Origin of the sequence: Pseudomonas sp. LAMO17WK12:I5 (assembly GCF_900215165.1) — a bacterium.
In the GTDB taxonomy this organism is placed as follows: domain Bacteria; phylum Pseudomonadota; class Gammaproteobacteria; order Pseudomonadales; family Pseudomonadaceae; genus Aquipseudomonas; species Aquipseudomonas putida_A.
The window spans coordinates 25,179-42,295 of sequence record NZ_OBDS01000017.1; the positions used below are offsets into that span (position 1 = coordinate 25,179).

Sequence of the window (17,117 nt, forward strand, 5' to 3'; positions counted from 1 at the left end):
GGCTACGGAGCAGCCGTAAATCCTGCTGATACAGTCTGGCTGTTGAACGCCGTGCAGGTATTGGGGCCGCTTCGCAGCCCAGCGGGAGCAAGCTCCCTCGCCACACTGTTCAGCAACACAAACAAAAACGGGCCTGCTTGCGCAGGCCCGTTCTCATTGGGTGGCTTGAAAAATCAGCGCATCAACTGTTGATCGCTGCCTGTTCGTTCTCGAGAAACTCTTCTTCCAGCAGTGCGTCATTCGCCTTGCTGAATGGCACGATGGCGGCGCGGGGCTTGCCTCGCAGTTTGCCAAACAGGTGCTCCAGCGCGTGCTCCAGTTTTTCGGCTGCACCGTCGATCGCCTGTTCCAGCGAATCGGCTTTATGGGTGACGGAAATCGGTTGATGGCCTTTTGGCCGCGCTTCCAGTTGGCAGCGCAAGTCATGGGGACCTGGTTTGTCGCCGTTCTCGTCGCTCAGGTGGACTTCGACACGGGTCAGGTCTTCTTCATAACGTTCGAGCGTGCTCTCAATAGTTGTACGTACCCACTCCTCCAGTCGCTTACTGCTTTGAATATGGTTATCGCTGTTGACTTGGATTTGCATAGTTCATCCCTTATTTCAGCTAGCTCGCCAGAGGCCTTGAATTGGATTTCCTGACCTCCTGGTTACAACAATCGGCCCGACCGGCGAACATTTCAACCCCTGAAAAAAGATAAATATTCATTCGCAAAAAAAGCCGGACAACCGGGCAAGTCACTGGTAAGGTCGGGAGTTGGGTCGCTTCGCAACCCTGCAAAATCTGCTCACAATTGCCCGTCGTTCAACGGGTGCAAGCTGCGGAAAATCCCCGCTTCCTCCACCAGCCAGTCATGCACCGCACGCACGCCCGGATGGCTCAACGCCCCCGGCGCATACAGCAGCACGTAGCGTTTGTGGTTGGGCACCGACAGGCCGAACGGCACAATCAACGTCCCGCGCTCCAGTTCATCGTTGAGCAACGTGCGCCGGGCAATCGCCACACCCATACCGGCGATCGCCGCTTCGATGGTCAGGTGATTGCGATTGAACGTGTGCCCACGCCGTACGTCGGCGCCTTCAAAGCCAATCGCGTTGAGATAAAACTCCCATTCCGCGTATTCATAACTGCCGCGCCAGGCGGTGATGTCGTGCAACAACGGGAAATGCACCAGATCCGCCGGCCCGTGCAGCGGCGGGCGTCCGCGCAGCAAACTCGGCGCACACACCGGGAAAATCTGCTCATCGAGCAAGGCTGTGGATAACAGCCCCGGATAGCTGCCGTCGTTCAGATCGATTGCCAGATCGAAATCGCCCTCGTGCAACGGCACGCTGCTGTCCTCGGCCACTAGGCGCAACTGAATGTCGGGATAACGCTGTTGCAGACGCGGCAAACGCGGGGTCAGCCATTTGCTGAGGAACGACGGAATCGAACGCACCCGCAGAATCCCGCTGATCATCCCGGCATCCAGCCGACGCAATTCAGCATCGATGCTGCCGTAGGCCTCGTTGACGGTAATCGCTAACCGCTGGCCTTCCGCACTCAACTCCACGCCCCGCGCCCGTCGGTGGAACAGGCGAAAACCGAGGCGCTCTTCCAGCTGGCGAATCTGCTGGCTGACCGCCCCCGGAGTGATGTGCAGCTCTTCAGCGCAACGGGTGAACGACAGGTGCCGCGCGGCACAGGAAAACACCTGCAGCCAGACGTAGGTCTGGGCATGCAATTGACGACTCATCGTTTAGTCCTGCTAAAGGCTTTCTTAGGAAGTTTCGTTGGTCACGTAGGACCGAGGTAGGCAGTATCGCCGACATTGCGCTTGTCCTACAAAAAATGGCAGCGATTCCTACTCCATTGCTTGTAAGGGTTTAGCATGGCTATCAGTGTTTTCGATCTATTCAAAGTCGGCATCGGCCCGTCCAGCTCCCACACGGTTGGCCCGATGCGCGCCGCCGCGACCTTCGCCCAGGCGCTGATCGAGCAACGCTTGCTCAACGATGTGCGTCGCGTGGAAATCCGTTTGTACGGTTCGCTGTCGGCCACCGGCGTCGGCCACGCCACCGACCGCGCGACGGTCATGGGCCTGATGGGCGAATGGCCGGACAGCATCGATCCGGCGACCATCGACCCACGCATCCGGCAAATGCGCGAAAGCGGCCTGTTGCTGCTGGCCGGCCAGAGAGAAATTTCCTTCAACTGGCAGCACGATCTCCTGCTGCTGGACGAAAGCCTGTCCTACCATCCCAACGCCATGTCGCTGACAGCCTTTGGCGAAAGCGCCGAGCTGTTCACGCAAACGTACTACTCGATTGGCGGCGGTTTCATCATCGAAGCGGCGGAAGCCGAGTCCGGTGTGGCACCGGCCGGCGACGTGGTGTTGCCGTACGATTTTTCCAGCGCCGCCGAACTGCTGAGCCTGTGTAAAACCCACAACCTGCGAGTCTCAGAGCTGATGATGGCCAACGAACGGGCCTGGCGCAGCGACGCCGAAATCCGTAACGGCTTGCTGCACATCTGGTCGGTGATGCGCGAGTGCGTTGAGCAGGGCCTGCGCCACGAAGGCATCCTGCCCGGTGGTCTGAACGTACCGCGCCGCGCGGCGAAACTGCACCGCAGCCTGCTGGAAATCGGCAAGCCGAACGTGATCAGTTCGACGCTGTCGGCGATGGAGTGGGTCAACCTGTTCGCCCTCGCCGTCAACGAAGAGAACGCTGCCGGCGGGCGCATGGTCACCGCGCCGACCAACGGCGCGGCCGGGATCATTCCGGCGGTGCTGCACTACTACATGAAATTCAATCCGGACGCGTCTGACGATGACGTCGTCGCTTTCTTCATGGGCGCCGCCGCCGTCGGCATTCTGTGTAAGAAAAATGCCTCGATCTCCGGCGCCGAAGTCGGCTGCCAGGGCGAAGTCGGTTCGGCCTGCGCCATGGCCGCGGCGGGCCTCGCTGAAGTGCTCGGCGCAACCCCGGAGCAACTGGAAAACGCCGCTGAAATCGGCCTGGAACACAACCTCGGCCTGACCTGCGACCCGGTCGGCGGCCTGGTGCAGGTGCCGTGTATCGAACGCAACGCCATCGCCGCGGTGAAGGCGATCAACGCCACGCAAATGGCCCTGCGCGGCGATGGCAAACACTTCATTTCCCTCGACCGGGTGATCCGCACCATGCGCGATACCGGCGCCGACATGCACGACAAATACAAAGAGACTTCACGGGGCGGCCTGGCTGTGAACTGGGTGGAATGCTAACGCGCGTTCCCTGACCGTCCCGGCGGGCCGCAACTTGCGGCCCGCCAACCGTGAGCCCGAGCAAAAATAATAACGAGGCAAAAACGATGACCGATGTACGTACACCTGCTGCCGAAAATCCCGCTGTAGATCGCACACGCAACACCGAAATAGCCCACAAGGGCTGGAGCAAATCCGACACCACCTGGATGCTCGGTCTGTATGGCACCGCCATCGGTGCCGGCACTTTGTTTCTGCCGATCAACGCCGGTGTCGGCGGCTTCTGGCCATTGTTGATTCTGGCGTTGCTGGCGTTCCCGATGACCTTTTTCGCCCACCGGGGCCTGACCCGCTTCGTCTTGTCCGGGCGTTCGGGCGACATCACCGAAGTCGTTGAAGAACATTTCGGCATCGGTGCCGGAAAGCTGATCACCCTGCTGTACTTCTTCGCGATCTTCCCGATCCTGCTGGTGTACAGCGTTGCACTGACCAACACCCTGAGCAGTTTTCTCGAACATCAATTGCACATCGCGCCGCCACCTCGGGCAATCCTGTCGCTGGTGCTGATCCTTGGCCTGATGGCGATCGTGCGCTGCGGGCAGAACGTGATCGTCAAAGCCATGAGCGTGCTGGTCTATCCGTTCGTCGCCGCGCTGCTGTTGCTCGGCCTGAGCCTGATCCCCAACTGGAACGGCGCGTTCTTCGCCAGCGCCAAGGAAGCGATGCCGCTGTCGACGTTCCTCAAGACCCTGTGGCTGGCGATCCCGGTGATGGTGTTCTCGTTCAACCACTCGCCGATCATCTCCGCCTTCGCGGTTGACCAGAAGCAGCGCTACGGCGCCGAGGCCGAACGCAAGAGCAGCGGCATCCTCGCCATGGCCCACGGGATGATGGTGGTGACGGTGATGTTCTTCTGCTTCAGCTGCGTGCTGGCGCTGTCGCCGGCCGATCTGGCCGCGGCCAAGGCGCAGAACATTTCGATCCTGTCGTACCTGGCCAACCACTTCCAGACCCCGGTCATCGCTTACGCCGCGCCGCTGATCGCGCTGGTGGCGATCACCAAATCCTTCCTCGGCCACTACATAGGCGCCAGCGAAGGCTTTCAGGGCATGATCGTCAAAAGCCTGCGCGGCCGTGGCAAGGTGATGTCGGCGAGCTGGCTGAACCGTGCGACCGCGCTGTTCATGATCCTCAGCTGCTGGGCCGTGGCGACGTTCAACCCGAGCATCCTCGGCATGATCGAAACCCTCGGCGGGCCAGTGATTGCCTGCCTGTTGTTCCTGATGCCGATGTACGCCATCCGCCGTGTGCCAGCCTTGCGCCAGTACTCGGGACAGGTGTCGAACGTGTTCGTGGTGCTGATCGGCCTGATTGCACTGTCGGCGATCATCTACTCGGTTCTGCCCTGAAACGGGCCACAAATGACAAAGGCGAGCCATGGGCTCGCCTTTTTTATGCCGTATCCATTGTCCAACAATTTTCCCGGCACAGCCCTTGCAATTCCTATGTAGGAGCTGCCGCAGGCTGCGATCTTTTGATCTTCATGACCGAAGTCAAAACAGCGCAGATCAAAAGATCGCAGCCTGCGGCAGCTCCCACATAAAGCAACAACACAGGCCACGGAATCGCCGATGATCAGGTATTGCGAACCAACCCGATCACGGCCGGTCAACAACTGCACGTTCAATCAGGCGGTGACGCATCATGGACAACCCTTTTCAGATCATTACCGATGCCTTCGCGCCGGACTATCAGATCAACCTGAGCATTCAGGGGCTGGACGGCAGCATCATGCTGACCCTGTCCAACAGCGGCCGGATCGTCGCCAAACGGATGATCAGCGCCGAACAGCGCAACGATCCGGTACGGCTCAAGCGGCTGGTGCAAAGCATCCAATTCGGCATCGCCATCGAGCAAGGCCATAGCGCCATGGCGATCCTCGAAGCAATGACCAGCGGCGGCGGGCTGCCCCCGCCACCGCAGCAGAGCAACGGCCAGCCTCGGCCGTCGATGGGCCTTTAAAGCTCGCCCTTCTCGATCTCGGGGTGTTCACCGGAGCCGGCGCCGAGCTTGCGTTGCGGTTTTTCGATCTTCACCGACGGAAATTGCGACGAGGCGTAACGCACCACCAGGATCGAGAACGCCAGCAGCAGAATGCCGCCGCACAGGTAGATGATGCCCATGTCCGGCGGGTTGTGGTGCGAAACGTTGGAGATCAGCAGGCGGGTCAGCGCAGTGATCGCCACGTAGATCAGGAAGCGCACCGGCATGTGGTTGGTCTTGAAGTAAATCCCGACCATCGCCCCCAGTTCCAGATAGATGAACAGCAACAGAATGTCATCGATCTTGATGTGGCCTTCTTCGAGCATGCCGAGAAATTCCATCACCGCCGCCCATGCGGTCACCGCACCAATGGCGAACAGCGCCAGGTAGTGGAAGGTCTCGACGAACAGGTTGCCCAGGGACTCGGCCAGTTGATGCACGTTTTGCCGCAGTTTCTCGGCCCAGTTGATTTTCACGATGATGTTCCTTAGCCCGATGCGAGCGGATGATGCCGGTTGGACGTGACGGTTTTCCGTATGCGCTATGCGCCATGCAGAAACGAGGCCACGCATCATGGCGAGCCGGCATGAAACCTGCGCCGTGGCGTTTGGTCGCACCGTTGAACAGGCACCGTCGTCAGGAATGTTTATGACGCTATAACTGAAGTTTCTTGATGAGTTCGTTACGCTTGAAAAGGCATTAGCTTATAAATGAAATATTATTAATCGGGAAAATCTGTGAACTCGCGCACAAACACTCCGGTTATTCACCAGTTAGTTATCCAATAAATTATCAGGGTAATTATTTCCACAGCAGGCCCATCAGCGAAGCTTTAACTGCAGCGGCGATCTTGTTTTGGCAACCGAGTTTTTTCAGGCAATGATTAATATGGAAGTTTACTGTCCTTTTGCTGATACCGAGGATCACCGAAACATCGTCCGATGACTTTCCGTCAGCGGTCCATTGCAGGATTTCCTTTTCTCTCTGCGACAGTTCTATCGGCACCGGGAGCACCGAATCGGCGCCGCGCATCTGCAGGCGCGTCAGCCCCAGGTGAGTAATCTGGGCCAGCCAGGACAGCTGCGCCTGTTTGGTTTCGAGTTCCTGCGCGGTGATCGTCCCGCTGCCCCGGGCAAAGGTCACCAGCCCTTGAGTTTCGCTATTGAGCAGCGTCTGCCCCCAGCCCTCCGAGAGCCCGTGAGCCTGCGCATCCTGCCAGAATTCGGGCATCTGAGCCTTGAGTTCAGCGTCCCACAGCACCGGTTTCACGCTGCGCATTGCGCGCTGGACGTAAGGATCGATGTCCAGGTAACGATTGGCGGAATAGGCAGCTTGCCAGGCGGGCGAATAATTATTGGCGAGAAAAAGACAAGGTTTGGTGATGGGGAAAAGCCGGCGTGACCCGTAAGCCACATAATCAAACTCCAACTGCCTGGCGACGGTCTTGATACTGTCGAACAACAACTCGACATCCGTTGCAGACATGGCGTTTTCCAACAGTTCAGCCTGCCAATATGACATAGAGATTCCTTTCCCACAGTTAATGCTGTCGGCCTCTTGCCAACATGCCTAGCATATTTCCAAATGTTTCCGCTAGCTGTCAAGGGTGACAGGTAGTATGCGAGCGCAGTGTGCACTTTAATCGCCACCCAACCAATCACTAAACGGAATCTGTGATGGATTACTTGTCAGGACGTTATGACGAGTTGACGACACTAAAGCGTCAACGCTTGGCTCAATATCGCTATCAGGTGTTCGTCGAACGCCTCGGCTGGCAATTATCCACGCCGGACGATTTCGAATTCGACCAATTTGATCACAGCGGCACTCACTACATTGTCGCCGAAGAGCACGACGGCAACATCAAGGGATGCGCCCGCTTGCTGCCCACCACCCAGCCGTATCTGCTGAGTGAAGTATTCACTTCGTTGCTCGGCGACAAGCCTGCCCCGTGCGGCGATGACATCTGGGAGCTGTCGCGCTTCACCTCACTGGACCTCGATGCCGAGGGCGGCAAAAACGAACAGGTGATGTCCGACGAAAACACCGTTGGCCTGTTCATGGCCACGCTGGAGTACGCCCGAACCTGCGGCGTTTCACATCTGGTGTCAGTGTCCCCGGTTGCCATCGGACGCCTGCTCAGACGTGGCGGCATCGACTACAAATGGCTGGCGCCGCTGCAGGTTCTGGACAACCGAACCCTGGGCGCCTGCTACATCACGGTGCAGTAACCCTGCCCGACACTCGATAACAAGAAAACAAGAAAACAAGAAAACACATCAACTGAAGCTGCTGACACGCGTCGAGCAGCACCTTTCGGTGTGGGTCGATTTCACGCCATGGATAGCAACTGCCTTACAACCAACGTTCAACACAGAGGGATGATCATGATCGACATGCACAGGAAAGTTGCCAAAGACATCGTCCACAAGGGCCACGATGACGATGTGCTGATTTACGACGCTCACCACTTGCTGCCGGCCTGGCTGCCGGCCGCCATCGTGCAACGGGCGAACCTTGATCCAATGGATCTGGAGATCGTCAATCAGGCCTATCGGCTGGACAGCGAACGTCTGGTGCTGCGCTCGCTGCCAACCATCATTGACCTGGAAGAGCTCGAACAGGCAGGCCTGTCGGACTGTCTGCCGGAACTGCTGACGAATTACGAAAAGGCCACCGACCACCTGATCCTCAGCGGCATCTGGGTGCTGGAAAGCACCGAGGCCAAACTGGCTCGACTGCCCGGTTGCGGCAACGGCCTGAGCCTCGATCAGCGCCGGCAGGTACATGATGTCCTGAAAAACCTGGACGGCTGCCCGCAGCAGGGTCTGCTCTATTTCACCCTGTTCAACGACACCGCCAATTACTTTTTCTACCGCAAGCACCACGAGCACGTGCCCGGCCTGATGCTGATCGAAGCGGCACGCCAGGCCATGTACGCGCAGTTCTACGAGCACAGCGGTTATGCCCGCGGTGAGGTGTCGATTTCCATCGTTGATCTGCTGTCGAGTTTTCCCCGTTACACCGAGTCTTCGTTTCAGGTGGATGTGCTGGTTGGCGACTACGAAGGCATGGCCCAGCCGCGGGCGCGCAAGGTCGACAAGCGTGCGCGATTCTTCCAGCGGGGCGAGCTGGTGGCCGACATTCGCCTGCACGGTGAAGTGATCAAGATGCCGGTGTTCAAGCGCATGCGAAACATCAACATCGACCCGGCCTGCTGGTTCCGTCCGCTCAAGGGCATCCGCCATGAAGTGCTGGTGCGCCTGGATTCTGGTCGTCACCTGTCCGCCCGCCTTGAGCTGCTGTCGATGGCCGGTCTGCAAGTGCAATGCGACAGCCCGCTCGAGGCTTCCGAGCGCGGACACGTCTACCTGTACCTGGAAAACGAAGGGATGATCAGCCTGCCGTTGCAATCGCTGCACGCCAGCGACGAGACAAAGGCCGGCACGCTCAAACTGCACCTGGCAGAGCTGGATTCGCCGTTGCGCTTCAAGTGGCGCGAAGTGCTCAAACAGTTCGCTTACTTCTCCCACGAAGAAACCGCCCCGGTTCCGGCGCCCGTCCTCGGCCAACCGTTGTGGATGACCTTCGACCAGGCTTCGGCGATGCCCGAACAAAGGAAGGAAGCATGATGCCGCGCTATCCCCACGTGCTGGAGCCGCTGCGGCTGGCCGGCGGGCTGGAGTTGCGCAATCGGCTGTTCTTCGCGTCGATGGGCGTGGACCTGGCCGATCACAGCGGGTGTGTGACGCCCGCCATGATCGAGTTCTATCAGGGCATCATGGAGGGCGGTTGCTCCATGGCGTTTCTGTGCAACGCCACGGTCTCGCCGCAGTCGCGTTTACAGAGCACCGGGCTCGGCCTGTTCGAACAGCAGCAGGGCGAATCGCTCAAGGCGATGTTCGCGATGGCCGAGCAGGTCAACACGCCGGTGGGTGTGCAACTGCAGCATTACGGCGGTCAGGGCACCACCACCCACACCGGCGTTGCCGTGCTGACCCCGAGTGGCGTGCCCTGCCCGCGCGTGTCGAAACTCGATCCGGATTACCGCGTGCGGATCATGGACGAAAGCGACATCGCTCAGGTGATCGAGCAATTCGCCCATTCCGCCTGGCTGGCCTGGACCAACGGCGCACGTCTGGTGCAGTTGCAGGCGTCCAACGGCTACCTGCTGAGCAGTTTTCTTTCGCCGCACACCAACAAGCGCACTGACCGATATGGCGGCAGCGAAGAGAACCGTGCGCGACTGTTGCTCGACGTGGTCAAGGCCATCCGCGAGCGCACCCAGGGCCAACTGATCGTCACTATTCGTCTGGGCATCGACGACCGTCTGGGCGCTGAAGGGCTGCAATATCCGGACCTCAAGGAAACCGTGCAGGCGCTCTGTCAGGCCGGCGTTGCCGCGCTGGAATGTTCGATGTGCATGGGCGCGACTTTCGGCCAGTTGATTGTGCATTCGGAGACCATGGACCACTACCTGCAAGCCGGAGTGCGAGCGATCAAGTCGGTGTCGACAGTGCCGGTGGGTTACGCCGGTTTCATCGACGGTCTGGACAAGGCCGAGCAGTTGCTCGCCGACGGCGTATGCGATTGGGTGGGGATGTCGCGTGCGCTGTTTGCCGACAACGACCTGATCAACAAAACCCTGCAGGGCCGCTCCGCCGACATCCACAAATGCCGATGGGACAGCCAGTGCTTCAGTGACAAAAGCAATCCGCGACTGGATCGGGTGTATTGCTGCGTAAACCCGAAATATTTACGCCCCGCGTTGGCATAAGGAGATGCGACATATGTACGATTTTCTGGGAAAAGTCTGTCTGGTTACCGGCGGCACCAGTGGCATTGGCGAAACCGTCAGCGAACGCCTGATCAAGGCCGGCGCCGATGTGATCGTGTTCGGCCGGGACGAAGAAAAAGGCGCGGCGCTGGCCGATCGGCTGGGTGAACACTGCCGCTTTATCGCCTGCGATGTCGGTGATCCGGAGCAGGTCGAGCAGGCGTTCGCGACCATTCGTTCGGCCTACGGCCGCCTCGATTGCGCGTTCAACAATGCCGGCGTGACTGCCAAGTACGGAGCACTCGCGCAATCGTGCCCGGACGACTGGATGAAGGTGATGAACATCAACGTCAACGGCACCTACCACTGCATGCGCCATGAACTGCAACTGATGCTCACCCGCGGCACCGGGGCCATCGTCAATACCTCGTCCTGCGCCGGCGTGGTACCGATTGGCGGCCAGGTCGCCTATGTCGCCAGCAAGCAGGCGATCAACGGCATGACCCAGGTGGCGTCGATCGAGAATGCGCGGCTGGAAGACGGCGGCTGCATTCGCGTCAATGCGGTCGCCCCCGGGCCGATCCTCGGCGGCATGAACAGCGAGGCACGCCTGAAAGCCGCACCGGAAAACACCCAGCGCAAAATCAACGTGACGTCGATGAAGCGCTTCGGCACGGCGGACGAAGTGGCCAACGCGGTGCTCTGGCTGCTCAGCGATCAATCTGCTTACGTCACGGGTGTGATCATGCCCATCGATGGCGGTTACGCCAGCGGCAAGTTCTGAATCAAATAAACCAACGACCCGCCGTGTGCGGGTCGTTTTGTTTGAGGCGCGTGCATCAGGAAAAATGCCGAATCCGGTCTACATTGAAAAGCCACTACCCAAAGCGCAGGGATTCGCTTATCCTTTCGCTGTATATAAATACAGTAGTCGCTAAGACAACTAATGTGAAGGCATGTGAGGTGGTGAATGGCCGTCGAAGTGGTATACCGCAGCAGCCGAGATCTGGAGCGCTTGTTCATGGATAAAGCCGAAGCTGACCGTCATGACAAAATGCTCGAACTGGCCGAGATGCTGTCCGAAGTGTTGCAAAAAGCCGTGCCGTCGCTGAACGAGCAGCAGGTTGAAGAAGTCGGAATCTACATGGCGAAGAACCGCGATGTGTTCGCCAAGGCCTTCAAGAGCCAGCCTGATGCGCTGTCGGAGCTGATCAATGCACCGGCCGAGCCAGTGGCTGAAGAGGTTGAGTCGGTAAAATCCGATGAGGCACCGGTCAAACCGGCAAAAGCGGCGAAAGCTGCCAAGTAACCACGTTTGAATCGAAAAGATCGCAGCCTGCGGCAGCTCCTACAGGGAATACGCATTCCATATGTAGGAGCTGCCGCAGGCTGCGATCTTTTGCTTTTCAGCGATACAGGACTTTCTCCGCCAACTCATCCGCCACCCGCGCCGGTGAGCGCTTCTCGGCCTGCGCATGGGCAAACACCTCGGTCAGCCGCGAACTGATCTTCGACAGGTGCGCAGTAATTGTCCCCAGCTCTTCGCCGCGATGCTTGAGCGAGACATAAATCAACCCGCCCGCATTGATCACATAATCCGGCGCATAAAGAATCCCGCGCCGCTCCAGCTGATCAGCCACATCCAGATGCGTCAGTTGATTGTTCGCCGAACCGGCCACCGCCGAGCAGCGCAGTTGCGTCACCGTGTGACTGTTGAGCACCCCGCCGAGGCCGCACGGCGCAAGGATGTCGCAGGGTGTACTGAGCAAGGCGTCGTTGGCGATCGGATGCGCGTTGAGCTGTTCCATCGCCAGTTGCACCTTGCCGTGGTCGATGTCGCTGACCAGCAATTCGGCGCCTGCCGCGTGCAACTGCTCGGCCAGTGCATAACCAACGTTTCCCAAGCCCTGAATCGCCACGCGCAAGCCTTCAAGATTGTCGCTGCCCAGCCGCGCCATGGCGGTAGCGCGAATCCCGGTGAACACGCCCATCGCCGCATGCGGCGCCGGGTCGCCGGCCGAGGTGGTGCTGGTGACATGCTGGGTTTGCTGGGCAATGCAATCCATGTCCGCTACCGAAGTGCCGCTGTCGATGGCGGTGATGTAGCGACCGTCGAGCTGCTCGATGCAGCGGCCAAACGCTTCGAACAGCGCGGCGCGGTTTTCCACATGCGCCGGGCGCACGATCACCGCCACCCCGCCGCCCTGATCGAGCCCGGCCAGTGCCGCCTTGTAGCTCATGCCCTGGGCCAGGCGAATGGCGTCCTCGACTGCGGATTCGTCGTTGGGATAGGCAAGATAACGGCAACCGCCCAGGGCAGGCCCGAGGCGACTGTTATGAATGGCAATGACCGCCTTCAACCCGGTGACCGGGTCAACGCTGAGGTGCAGCGATTCCAGGCGAGTGCTTTGCATGAGAGCGAACATCGGCAGGCTCCCGAATCACTTCTGGTAGACGCCAGTATAGGCTTGCGCCCAAAAATTGCTGAAGCGCACCGGAATAAGCGCCCGCTTCGACGGCGACTTTGCGGCATAACCTGGCCGGTACTGGACGAATGGCGCGGACGGGGCTAAAACGAGGCATTCCCCGGAGATTGCGATGAGCCCGCGCCAACGTTTTTTCGAGTGTCTGCACCGTTCACCGCCCGCGCTGTTCGAAGCGGCGCTGTGGATGGCTGCCGAGCACGAAAAAGGCCTGGATGTCGAAGCGCTGCAACAGGACTTCAAGGAGCTGCAACAGCGCGTCAGTTACGGCTTGCCGATGCTGCCAGTCAGCGAACTGGCGCAACCGTTGCTGCGGCGGATGAATGATCTGGGCTTCTCTCAGGATGACTTTCTGCCGCTGCGCCCGCAGGTCGCGCTGTTGCACAAAGTGTTGCAGACCCGTCGCGGCCAGCCGCTGACCCTGTCCTTGATTGCTCTGGAACTGGCGCGTGGTCTGGAGATTCCGCTGGTCGGGGTGAACTTTCCGGGGCATTTCCTGCTGCGGGTGCCCGGTGCTGATCACCTGCTGGATCCCTGCGGTGGTCGGCGGCTGTATCCCAATGATTGTCGCGAGTTGTTGCAGCGTCAGTACGGCGCGCACCTCAAACTCAATGCCGATCATATGGCCACCGCCACCCCGCAGCAGATGCTCCAGCGCTTGTCACGCAACCTGCGTCAGTTGCATCTGGCGCATGAGGATTACATCGCCGCGCTGATCGATGCCGAGCGGGTGCTGGAACTGGGCGGTGCCAGCGCGGCCGACTATCTGGCCCGCGCCAGCCTGTATCAACGGCTCGATTGCCCGAACGCCGAGCGCTTTGATCTGGAACATGCGCTGCTGCTTAGTGACGACCCGATCCAGCGCCTGCGCCTGACTGAACGCCTCGGCCACCTGCCGCCCAATTCCGTCGTCCACTAAACGCTTTTTGTAGGAGTGAGCCTGCTCGCGAAGCGTCGTGTCAGCGATGAATGCATCGAAGCCTGAATCGCCTTCGCGAGCAAGCCCGCTCCCACAGGGTTCAGCGTGGCCCCATTCTTCTGCATCACAACGATCCCTTGTGGGAGCGTGGCTTGCCCGCGAAGCAGGCGCCACCGTTGTTCCTGTCAGACTGCGTTATCGTTCTTCGCGAGCAAGCTCGCTCCCACATTGGATTGCGGGATATCTGAAGGCGAGCGCACCTGGATGATTAGCAGCGCCGCAATGACCGCCGGTATCGCGCAGAAGAAGAAAATCTGCGTCACCGGAATGTGCATCGCCAGCAGCATGCTGCCGAACAGCGGCCCGAGGATCGAACCGAAGCGCCCTACCCCCAACGCCCAGCCCGTGCCCGTGGCCCGCACATGCGCTGGGTAGAAGTTGCTGGCGAAGGCGTTCAGCGTCAGTTGCCCACCGATGATGCAGAACCCGGCGGCAAACACGCAGGCCACCAGATAACGTGGATTATCGTGGTTCAAACCCAGCAGAATCGTGCACAGCGCCGCCCCGGCCATCACTGCGCAGAGCAGCCGCACCTTGCGTTTCAAACGGTCGGCGAACCACGCCATGCATACTGCGCCCAAGGTGCCGGCGAACAGGAACATCGAGGTCACCAGGTTGGCTTCATTGAGTTTCAGACCGCTTTCCAGCAACAGCGTCGGCAGCCAGCTGATCATGAAATACAACAGAATCAGGCTGACAAAAAACGTCGCCCAGATCAGCAGGGTCGGGCGCGCATAACCGTTGCGGAACAGCTCGACCACGGTCAATTTGCTGCCCTGCTCGCGCTTGTTCTGTTCGACGGACGCGGCCGGCGGTTGCCAGTCCGGCAGCATTCGCGCGGTGACTTTGCGCAGGCGCGCATAGGGCGGTGCATCGCGCAGCAGACGTGGCAGCGACTCCGGCAGCATCCACCACAGGAACGGGAACAGCAGCAACGGCGTGACACCACCGGCAAGGAACACCGCTTGCCAGCCAAAGCGGTCGATGAAGCCCGCAGCAACAAAACCACCCGCCGCACCGCCAAACGAAAACCCACAAGCGGCCAGCGTCACCATCAAGGTGCGCAGACGAGGCGGTGAATATTCCGACATCAAGGCCATGGCACTGGGCATCGCCCCGCCCATGCCGATGCCGCAGATGAAGCGCGCGATCATCAAGGTGTTCAGAGAATCGGCGAACACCATCAACACCGTCAGGCTGGCGTAGATCAACACGCAGGCGAGCAGGATCCGCCGTACGCCGAAGCGATCGGCCAGCGGCGTCACCGCGAGCGAACCAAGGGTCAGGCCCAACAGGTTGGCACTGAAAACCGGCCCGAATGCGGCTTTCTCCAGCCCCCAGTCCTGAGCCAGAGCCGGCACCACGTAACCGAGCACCTGGGCGTCATAGCCGTCGGTGACCAGCAGCAAGGCGAGCAGGATCAGCAATAACCACTGATAGCGGGACACAGGACGGGCGTCGAGTGCCGCGCGAAAGCTGGCAATCTGGTTATGCATCGCAAGGTACCTGTTTTGTTTTTATGATTTTTTTGGCGGGCGCCGAATCTCCCCTGTGGGAGGGGCTTGCTCGCGAAAGCGGTGTATCAGTCAGCATCCCGGTACCTGACACTCCGCTTTCGCGAGCAAGCCCGCTCCCACATTGGGGCAAGGTGAAGCTTTAAGGGGTATCCGGCTGATTGGCCGGATGCGCCTTGATGAACGCCGGATGCTCAGCCGCCAACGCCGCCACCCGACAAATCCGCGGATAAGCCTCCAGCGAAACACCGAAGCGCTCGGCCGCATACAACTGCGGAATCAGATAAACATCCGCCACACACGGCCACTCACCGAAACAGAAACCGCTGTCACCGATCAATTGCTCGACGGTCGCCAGCCCCTGACTGATCCAGTGCGCGATCCACTCCACCACCTGCGGCTCTTCGTGGCCCAACTGGCGCAGGCGATTGAGCACGCTGACGTTATGCAGCGGATGCACATCGCAGCCGATCACCGCCGCCACACCGCGCACATGAGCACGGGCGGCGAGGTCTTCGGGTAGCAATGGCAACTGTGGATAACGCTCTTCCAGGTACTCGATGATCGCCGGCGACTGAATCAGCAGCTCGCCGTCATCGGTGCGCAAGGCCGGCACCCGGCCCTGCGGATTGATCGCCAGATACGCCGGCTGGCGATGCTCGCCTCCCGACGGCGCAATCAGGTTGACCGGCAACGCGGTGTAGTCGAGCCCTTTCAGCGCCAACGCGATACGCACCCGATACGACGAGGTCGAGCGGTAATAGGTGTAGAGATCCATGATCCGCTCCTGTCAGCGCGCCGCCAGCACTTTGCCGCGGCATTCGCCGAAGCCGATCGAGGCAAAACCGTCACGGGCGCAGCGCGCACGCAGAATGATTTCGTCGCCGTCTTCGAGGAATTTGCGCACTTCGCCGGACGCCAGTTCGATCGGCTTTTTACCGCCCTCGGTGATTTCCAGCAGGCTGCCGAACTGACCGTTTTCCGGACCGGACAAAGTCCCCGAACCGAACAGGTCACCGGCCTGCAACTGGCAACCGTTGACGCTGTGGTGCGCGACCATTTGTGCGACGGTCCAGTACATGTAGCGAGTGTTGCTCAGGGTCAGGCGATGGGCCGGCAGATTCTGTTCGCGCATGGCTTCGGTGAGCAGCAGCACTTCCAGTTCGATTTCGAAGGCGCCGCCATCTTGATCACGTTTGTCGAACAGGTATGGCAGCGGCTGCGGATCACCTTCCGGGCGCGCAGGTTGCGCCATGCGGAATGGCTCCAGCGCTTCGGCGGTCACCACCCATGGCGAAACACTGGTGATAAAACTCTTGGAGAGGAACGGGCCCAGCGGCTGGTATTCCCAGGCCTGGATATCGCGGGCCGACCAGTCGTTGAGCAGGCAGAAACCGGCGATGTGTTCGGCGGCGTCACCAATGGCAATCGGCTCGCCCATGTCGTTGCCCTGACCGATCCAGATGCCCAGTTCCAGCTCGTAGTCCAGTCGTGCGCACGGGCCGAAGGTCGGCTCGCTCGCACCGGCCGGCAGGGTCTGGCCTTTCGGGCGGCGCACGTCGGTACCAGAAGCGCGCACGGTGGAGGCGCGACCGTGATAGCCGATCGGCACGTGCTTGTAGTTGGGCAGCAGCGGGTTGTCCGGGCGGAACAGTTTGCCGACGTTCTGCGCGTGCTCGATGCCGACGTAGAAGTCGGTGTAATCGCTGATGCGCGCCGGCAAATGCATCTGGCAATCGGCAGCCAGTGGCAACAGTTTTGCGCCTTGGGCTTCGATGGCGCCGCGATGGCTGCTGCCCTCGCTGAACAATTCCAGCAAGCGGCTGCGCAAGGCTACGCGGGCTTCGCGACCGAGGTCGAAGAAGGCGTTCAGCAGACCGCCGTGCATGGCTTCGACCGCGCTGCGTGCCGGGCCGTCGAACAGGCCGGCTTCAAGCGCCACCTGCAGATCGAAAATATGTTCACCGATCGCCACGCCCGCGCGCGGCGCCGAGCCGCCAGTGCTGAACACGCCCAGCGGCAGGTTCTGCAGCGGGAAATCCGCGTGGCCATTGGCCGAAGCAACCCAGCTGCGGGTGATGGAAGTCTGAGTCATG

At 60.1% G+C, this 17,117-nt stretch carries 16 protein-coding genes and 1 pseudogene; 9 read left to right on the plus strand and 8 right to left on the minus strand.

The genetic code is table 11. From position 1 onward, the window contains the following. Nucleotides 1-181: 181 nt before the first annotated feature. On the minus strand, nucleotides 182-586 hold the full coding sequence (locus CRO59_RS26355; protein WP_027610895.1) for an HPF/RaiA family ribosome-associated protein: 405 nt from the start codon (nucleotides 584-586) through the stop codon (nucleotides 182-184). A gap of 200 nt (nucleotides 587-786) precedes the next feature. After that, on the minus strand, nucleotides 787-1,734 hold the full coding sequence (locus CRO59_RS26360; protein ID WP_007914183.1) for a LysR substrate-binding domain-containing protein: 948 nt from the start codon (nucleotides 1,732-1,734) through the stop codon (nucleotides 787-789). Nucleotides 1,735-1,869: 135 nt separating this feature from the next. On the opposite strand from CRO59_RS26360, the gene CRO59_RS26365 reads away from it, so the two are divergent. The 3 genes from CRO59_RS26365 to CRO59_RS26375 all read left to right on the plus strand — a co-directional run bounded on the left by CRO59_RS26365 (nucleotide 1,870) and on the right by CRO59_RS26375 (nucleotide 5,247). Next, complete coding sequence (locus tag CRO59_RS26365) at nucleotides 1,870-3,246, plus strand: L-serine ammonia-lyase (RefSeq protein ID WP_097090419.1); 1,377 nt, start codon at nucleotides 1,870-1,872, stop codon at nucleotides 3,244-3,246. 86 nt (nucleotides 3,247-3,332) lie between these two features. Beyond that, nucleotides 3,333-4,634: an HAAAP family serine/threonine permease gene (locus tag CRO59_RS26370; RefSeq protein WP_096795389.1), complete on the plus strand. Its 1,302-nt coding sequence runs from the start codon at nucleotides 3,333-3,335 to the stop codon at nucleotides 4,632-4,634. A 295-nt stretch (nucleotides 4,635-4,929) separates the two neighbouring features. After that, a complete protein-coding gene (locus CRO59_RS26375; protein WP_095139557.1) occupies nucleotides 4,930-5,247 on the plus strand; it encodes a DUF3509 domain-containing protein in 318 nt (105 codons plus the stop codon). On the opposite strand, the gene CRO59_RS26380 is transcribed toward CRO59_RS26375, so the two are convergent. Further along, nucleotides 5,244-5,744: a phosphate-starvation-inducible protein PsiE gene (locus tag CRO59_RS26380; protein WP_003221775.1), complete on the minus strand. Its 501-nt coding sequence runs from the start codon at nucleotides 5,742-5,744 to the stop codon at nucleotides 5,244-5,246. The genes CRO59_RS26375 and CRO59_RS26380 overlap by 4 nt on opposite strands. A 325-nt stretch (nucleotides 5,745-6,069) precedes the next feature. Continuing rightward, nucleotides 6,070-6,789 (minus strand): autoinducer binding domain-containing protein, encoded by a 720-nt coding sequence (locus CRO59_RS26385; RefSeq protein WP_027610892.1) that lies wholly within the window; start codon nucleotides 6,787-6,789, stop codon nucleotides 6,070-6,072. A gap of 155 nt (nucleotides 6,790-6,944) precedes the next feature. Between CRO59_RS26385 and CRO59_RS26390 the strand changes: the two genes are divergently transcribed. The 5 genes and pseudogenes from CRO59_RS26390 to CRO59_RS26410 all read left to right on the plus strand — a co-directional run. Further along, on the plus strand, nucleotides 6,945-7,499 hold the full coding sequence (locus CRO59_RS26390; RefSeq protein ID WP_097090418.1) for an acyl-homoserine-lactone synthase: 555 nt from the start codon (nucleotides 6,945-6,947) through the stop codon (nucleotides 7,497-7,499). 156 nt (nucleotides 7,500-7,655) lie between these two features. Next, on the plus strand, nucleotides 7,656-8,900 hold the full coding sequence (locus tag CRO59_RS26395; protein WP_097090417.1) for an AfsA-related hotdog domain-containing protein: 1,245 nt from the start codon (nucleotides 7,656-7,658) through the stop codon (nucleotides 8,898-8,900). Next, on the plus strand, nucleotides 8,897-10,045 hold the full coding sequence (locus CRO59_RS26400) for an NADH:flavin oxidoreductase (RefSeq protein ID WP_097090416.1): 1,149 nt from the start codon (nucleotides 8,897-8,899) through the stop codon (nucleotides 10,043-10,045). Before CRO59_RS26395 ends, CRO59_RS26400 begins: the two co-directional genes overlap by 4 nt. A 13-nt stretch (nucleotides 10,046-10,058) precedes the next feature. Next, on the plus strand, nucleotides 10,059-10,829 hold the full coding sequence (locus CRO59_RS26405; protein WP_027610888.1) for an SDR family NAD(P)-dependent oxidoreductase: 771 nt from the start codon (nucleotides 10,059-10,061) through the stop codon (nucleotides 10,827-10,829). A 186-nt stretch (nucleotides 10,830-11,015) separates the two neighbouring features. After that, nucleotides 11,016-11,270 (plus strand): annotated as a pseudogene (locus CRO59_RS26410) (YebG family protein); the annotation flags it as partial. Nucleotides 11,271-11,451: 181 nt separating this feature from the next. Here CRO59_RS26410 and CRO59_RS26415 read toward each other — a convergent pair. Next, nucleotides 11,452-12,471, minus strand: a complete 1,020-nt coding sequence (locus tag CRO59_RS26415; protein ID WP_047597781.1) for a Glu/Leu/Phe/Val dehydrogenase dimerization domain-containing protein — start codon at nucleotides 12,469-12,471, stop codon at nucleotides 11,452-11,454. Nucleotides 12,472-12,643: 172 nt separating this feature from the next. Here CRO59_RS26415 and CRO59_RS26420 point away from each other — a divergent pair, with 172 nt between their 5' ends. Then, nucleotides 12,644-13,447 carry a SirB1 family protein gene (locus tag CRO59_RS26420; protein WP_097090414.1) on the plus strand — a complete coding sequence of 268 codons (804 nt, stop codon included), beginning with the start codon at nucleotides 12,644-12,646 and terminating at the stop codon, nucleotides 13,445-13,447. Between the two features lie 185 nt (nucleotides 13,448-13,632). Here the strand turns inward: CRO59_RS26420 and CRO59_RS26425 are convergent, their stop codons facing one another. The 3 genes from CRO59_RS26425 to fahA form a co-directional block, all read right to left on the minus strand. Further along, nucleotides 13,633-15,003: an aromatic acid/H+ symport family MFS transporter gene (locus CRO59_RS26425; protein ID WP_097090413.1), complete on the minus strand. Its 1,371-nt coding sequence runs from the start codon at nucleotides 15,001-15,003 to the stop codon at nucleotides 13,633-13,635. 160 nt (nucleotides 15,004-15,163) lie between these two features. Beyond that, nucleotides 15,164-15,799 carry a maleylacetoacetate isomerase gene (gene maiA, locus CRO59_RS26430; protein WP_097090412.1) on the minus strand — a complete coding sequence of 212 codons (636 nt, stop codon included), beginning with the start codon at nucleotides 15,797-15,799 and terminating at the stop codon, nucleotides 15,164-15,166. 12 nt (nucleotides 15,800-15,811) lie between these two features. Continuing rightward, a complete protein-coding gene (gene fahA, locus CRO59_RS26435; protein ID WP_097090411.1) occupies nucleotides 15,812-17,116 on the minus strand; it encodes a fumarylacetoacetase in 1,305 nt (434 codons plus the stop codon). Nucleotide 17,117: the final 1 nt, after the last annotated feature.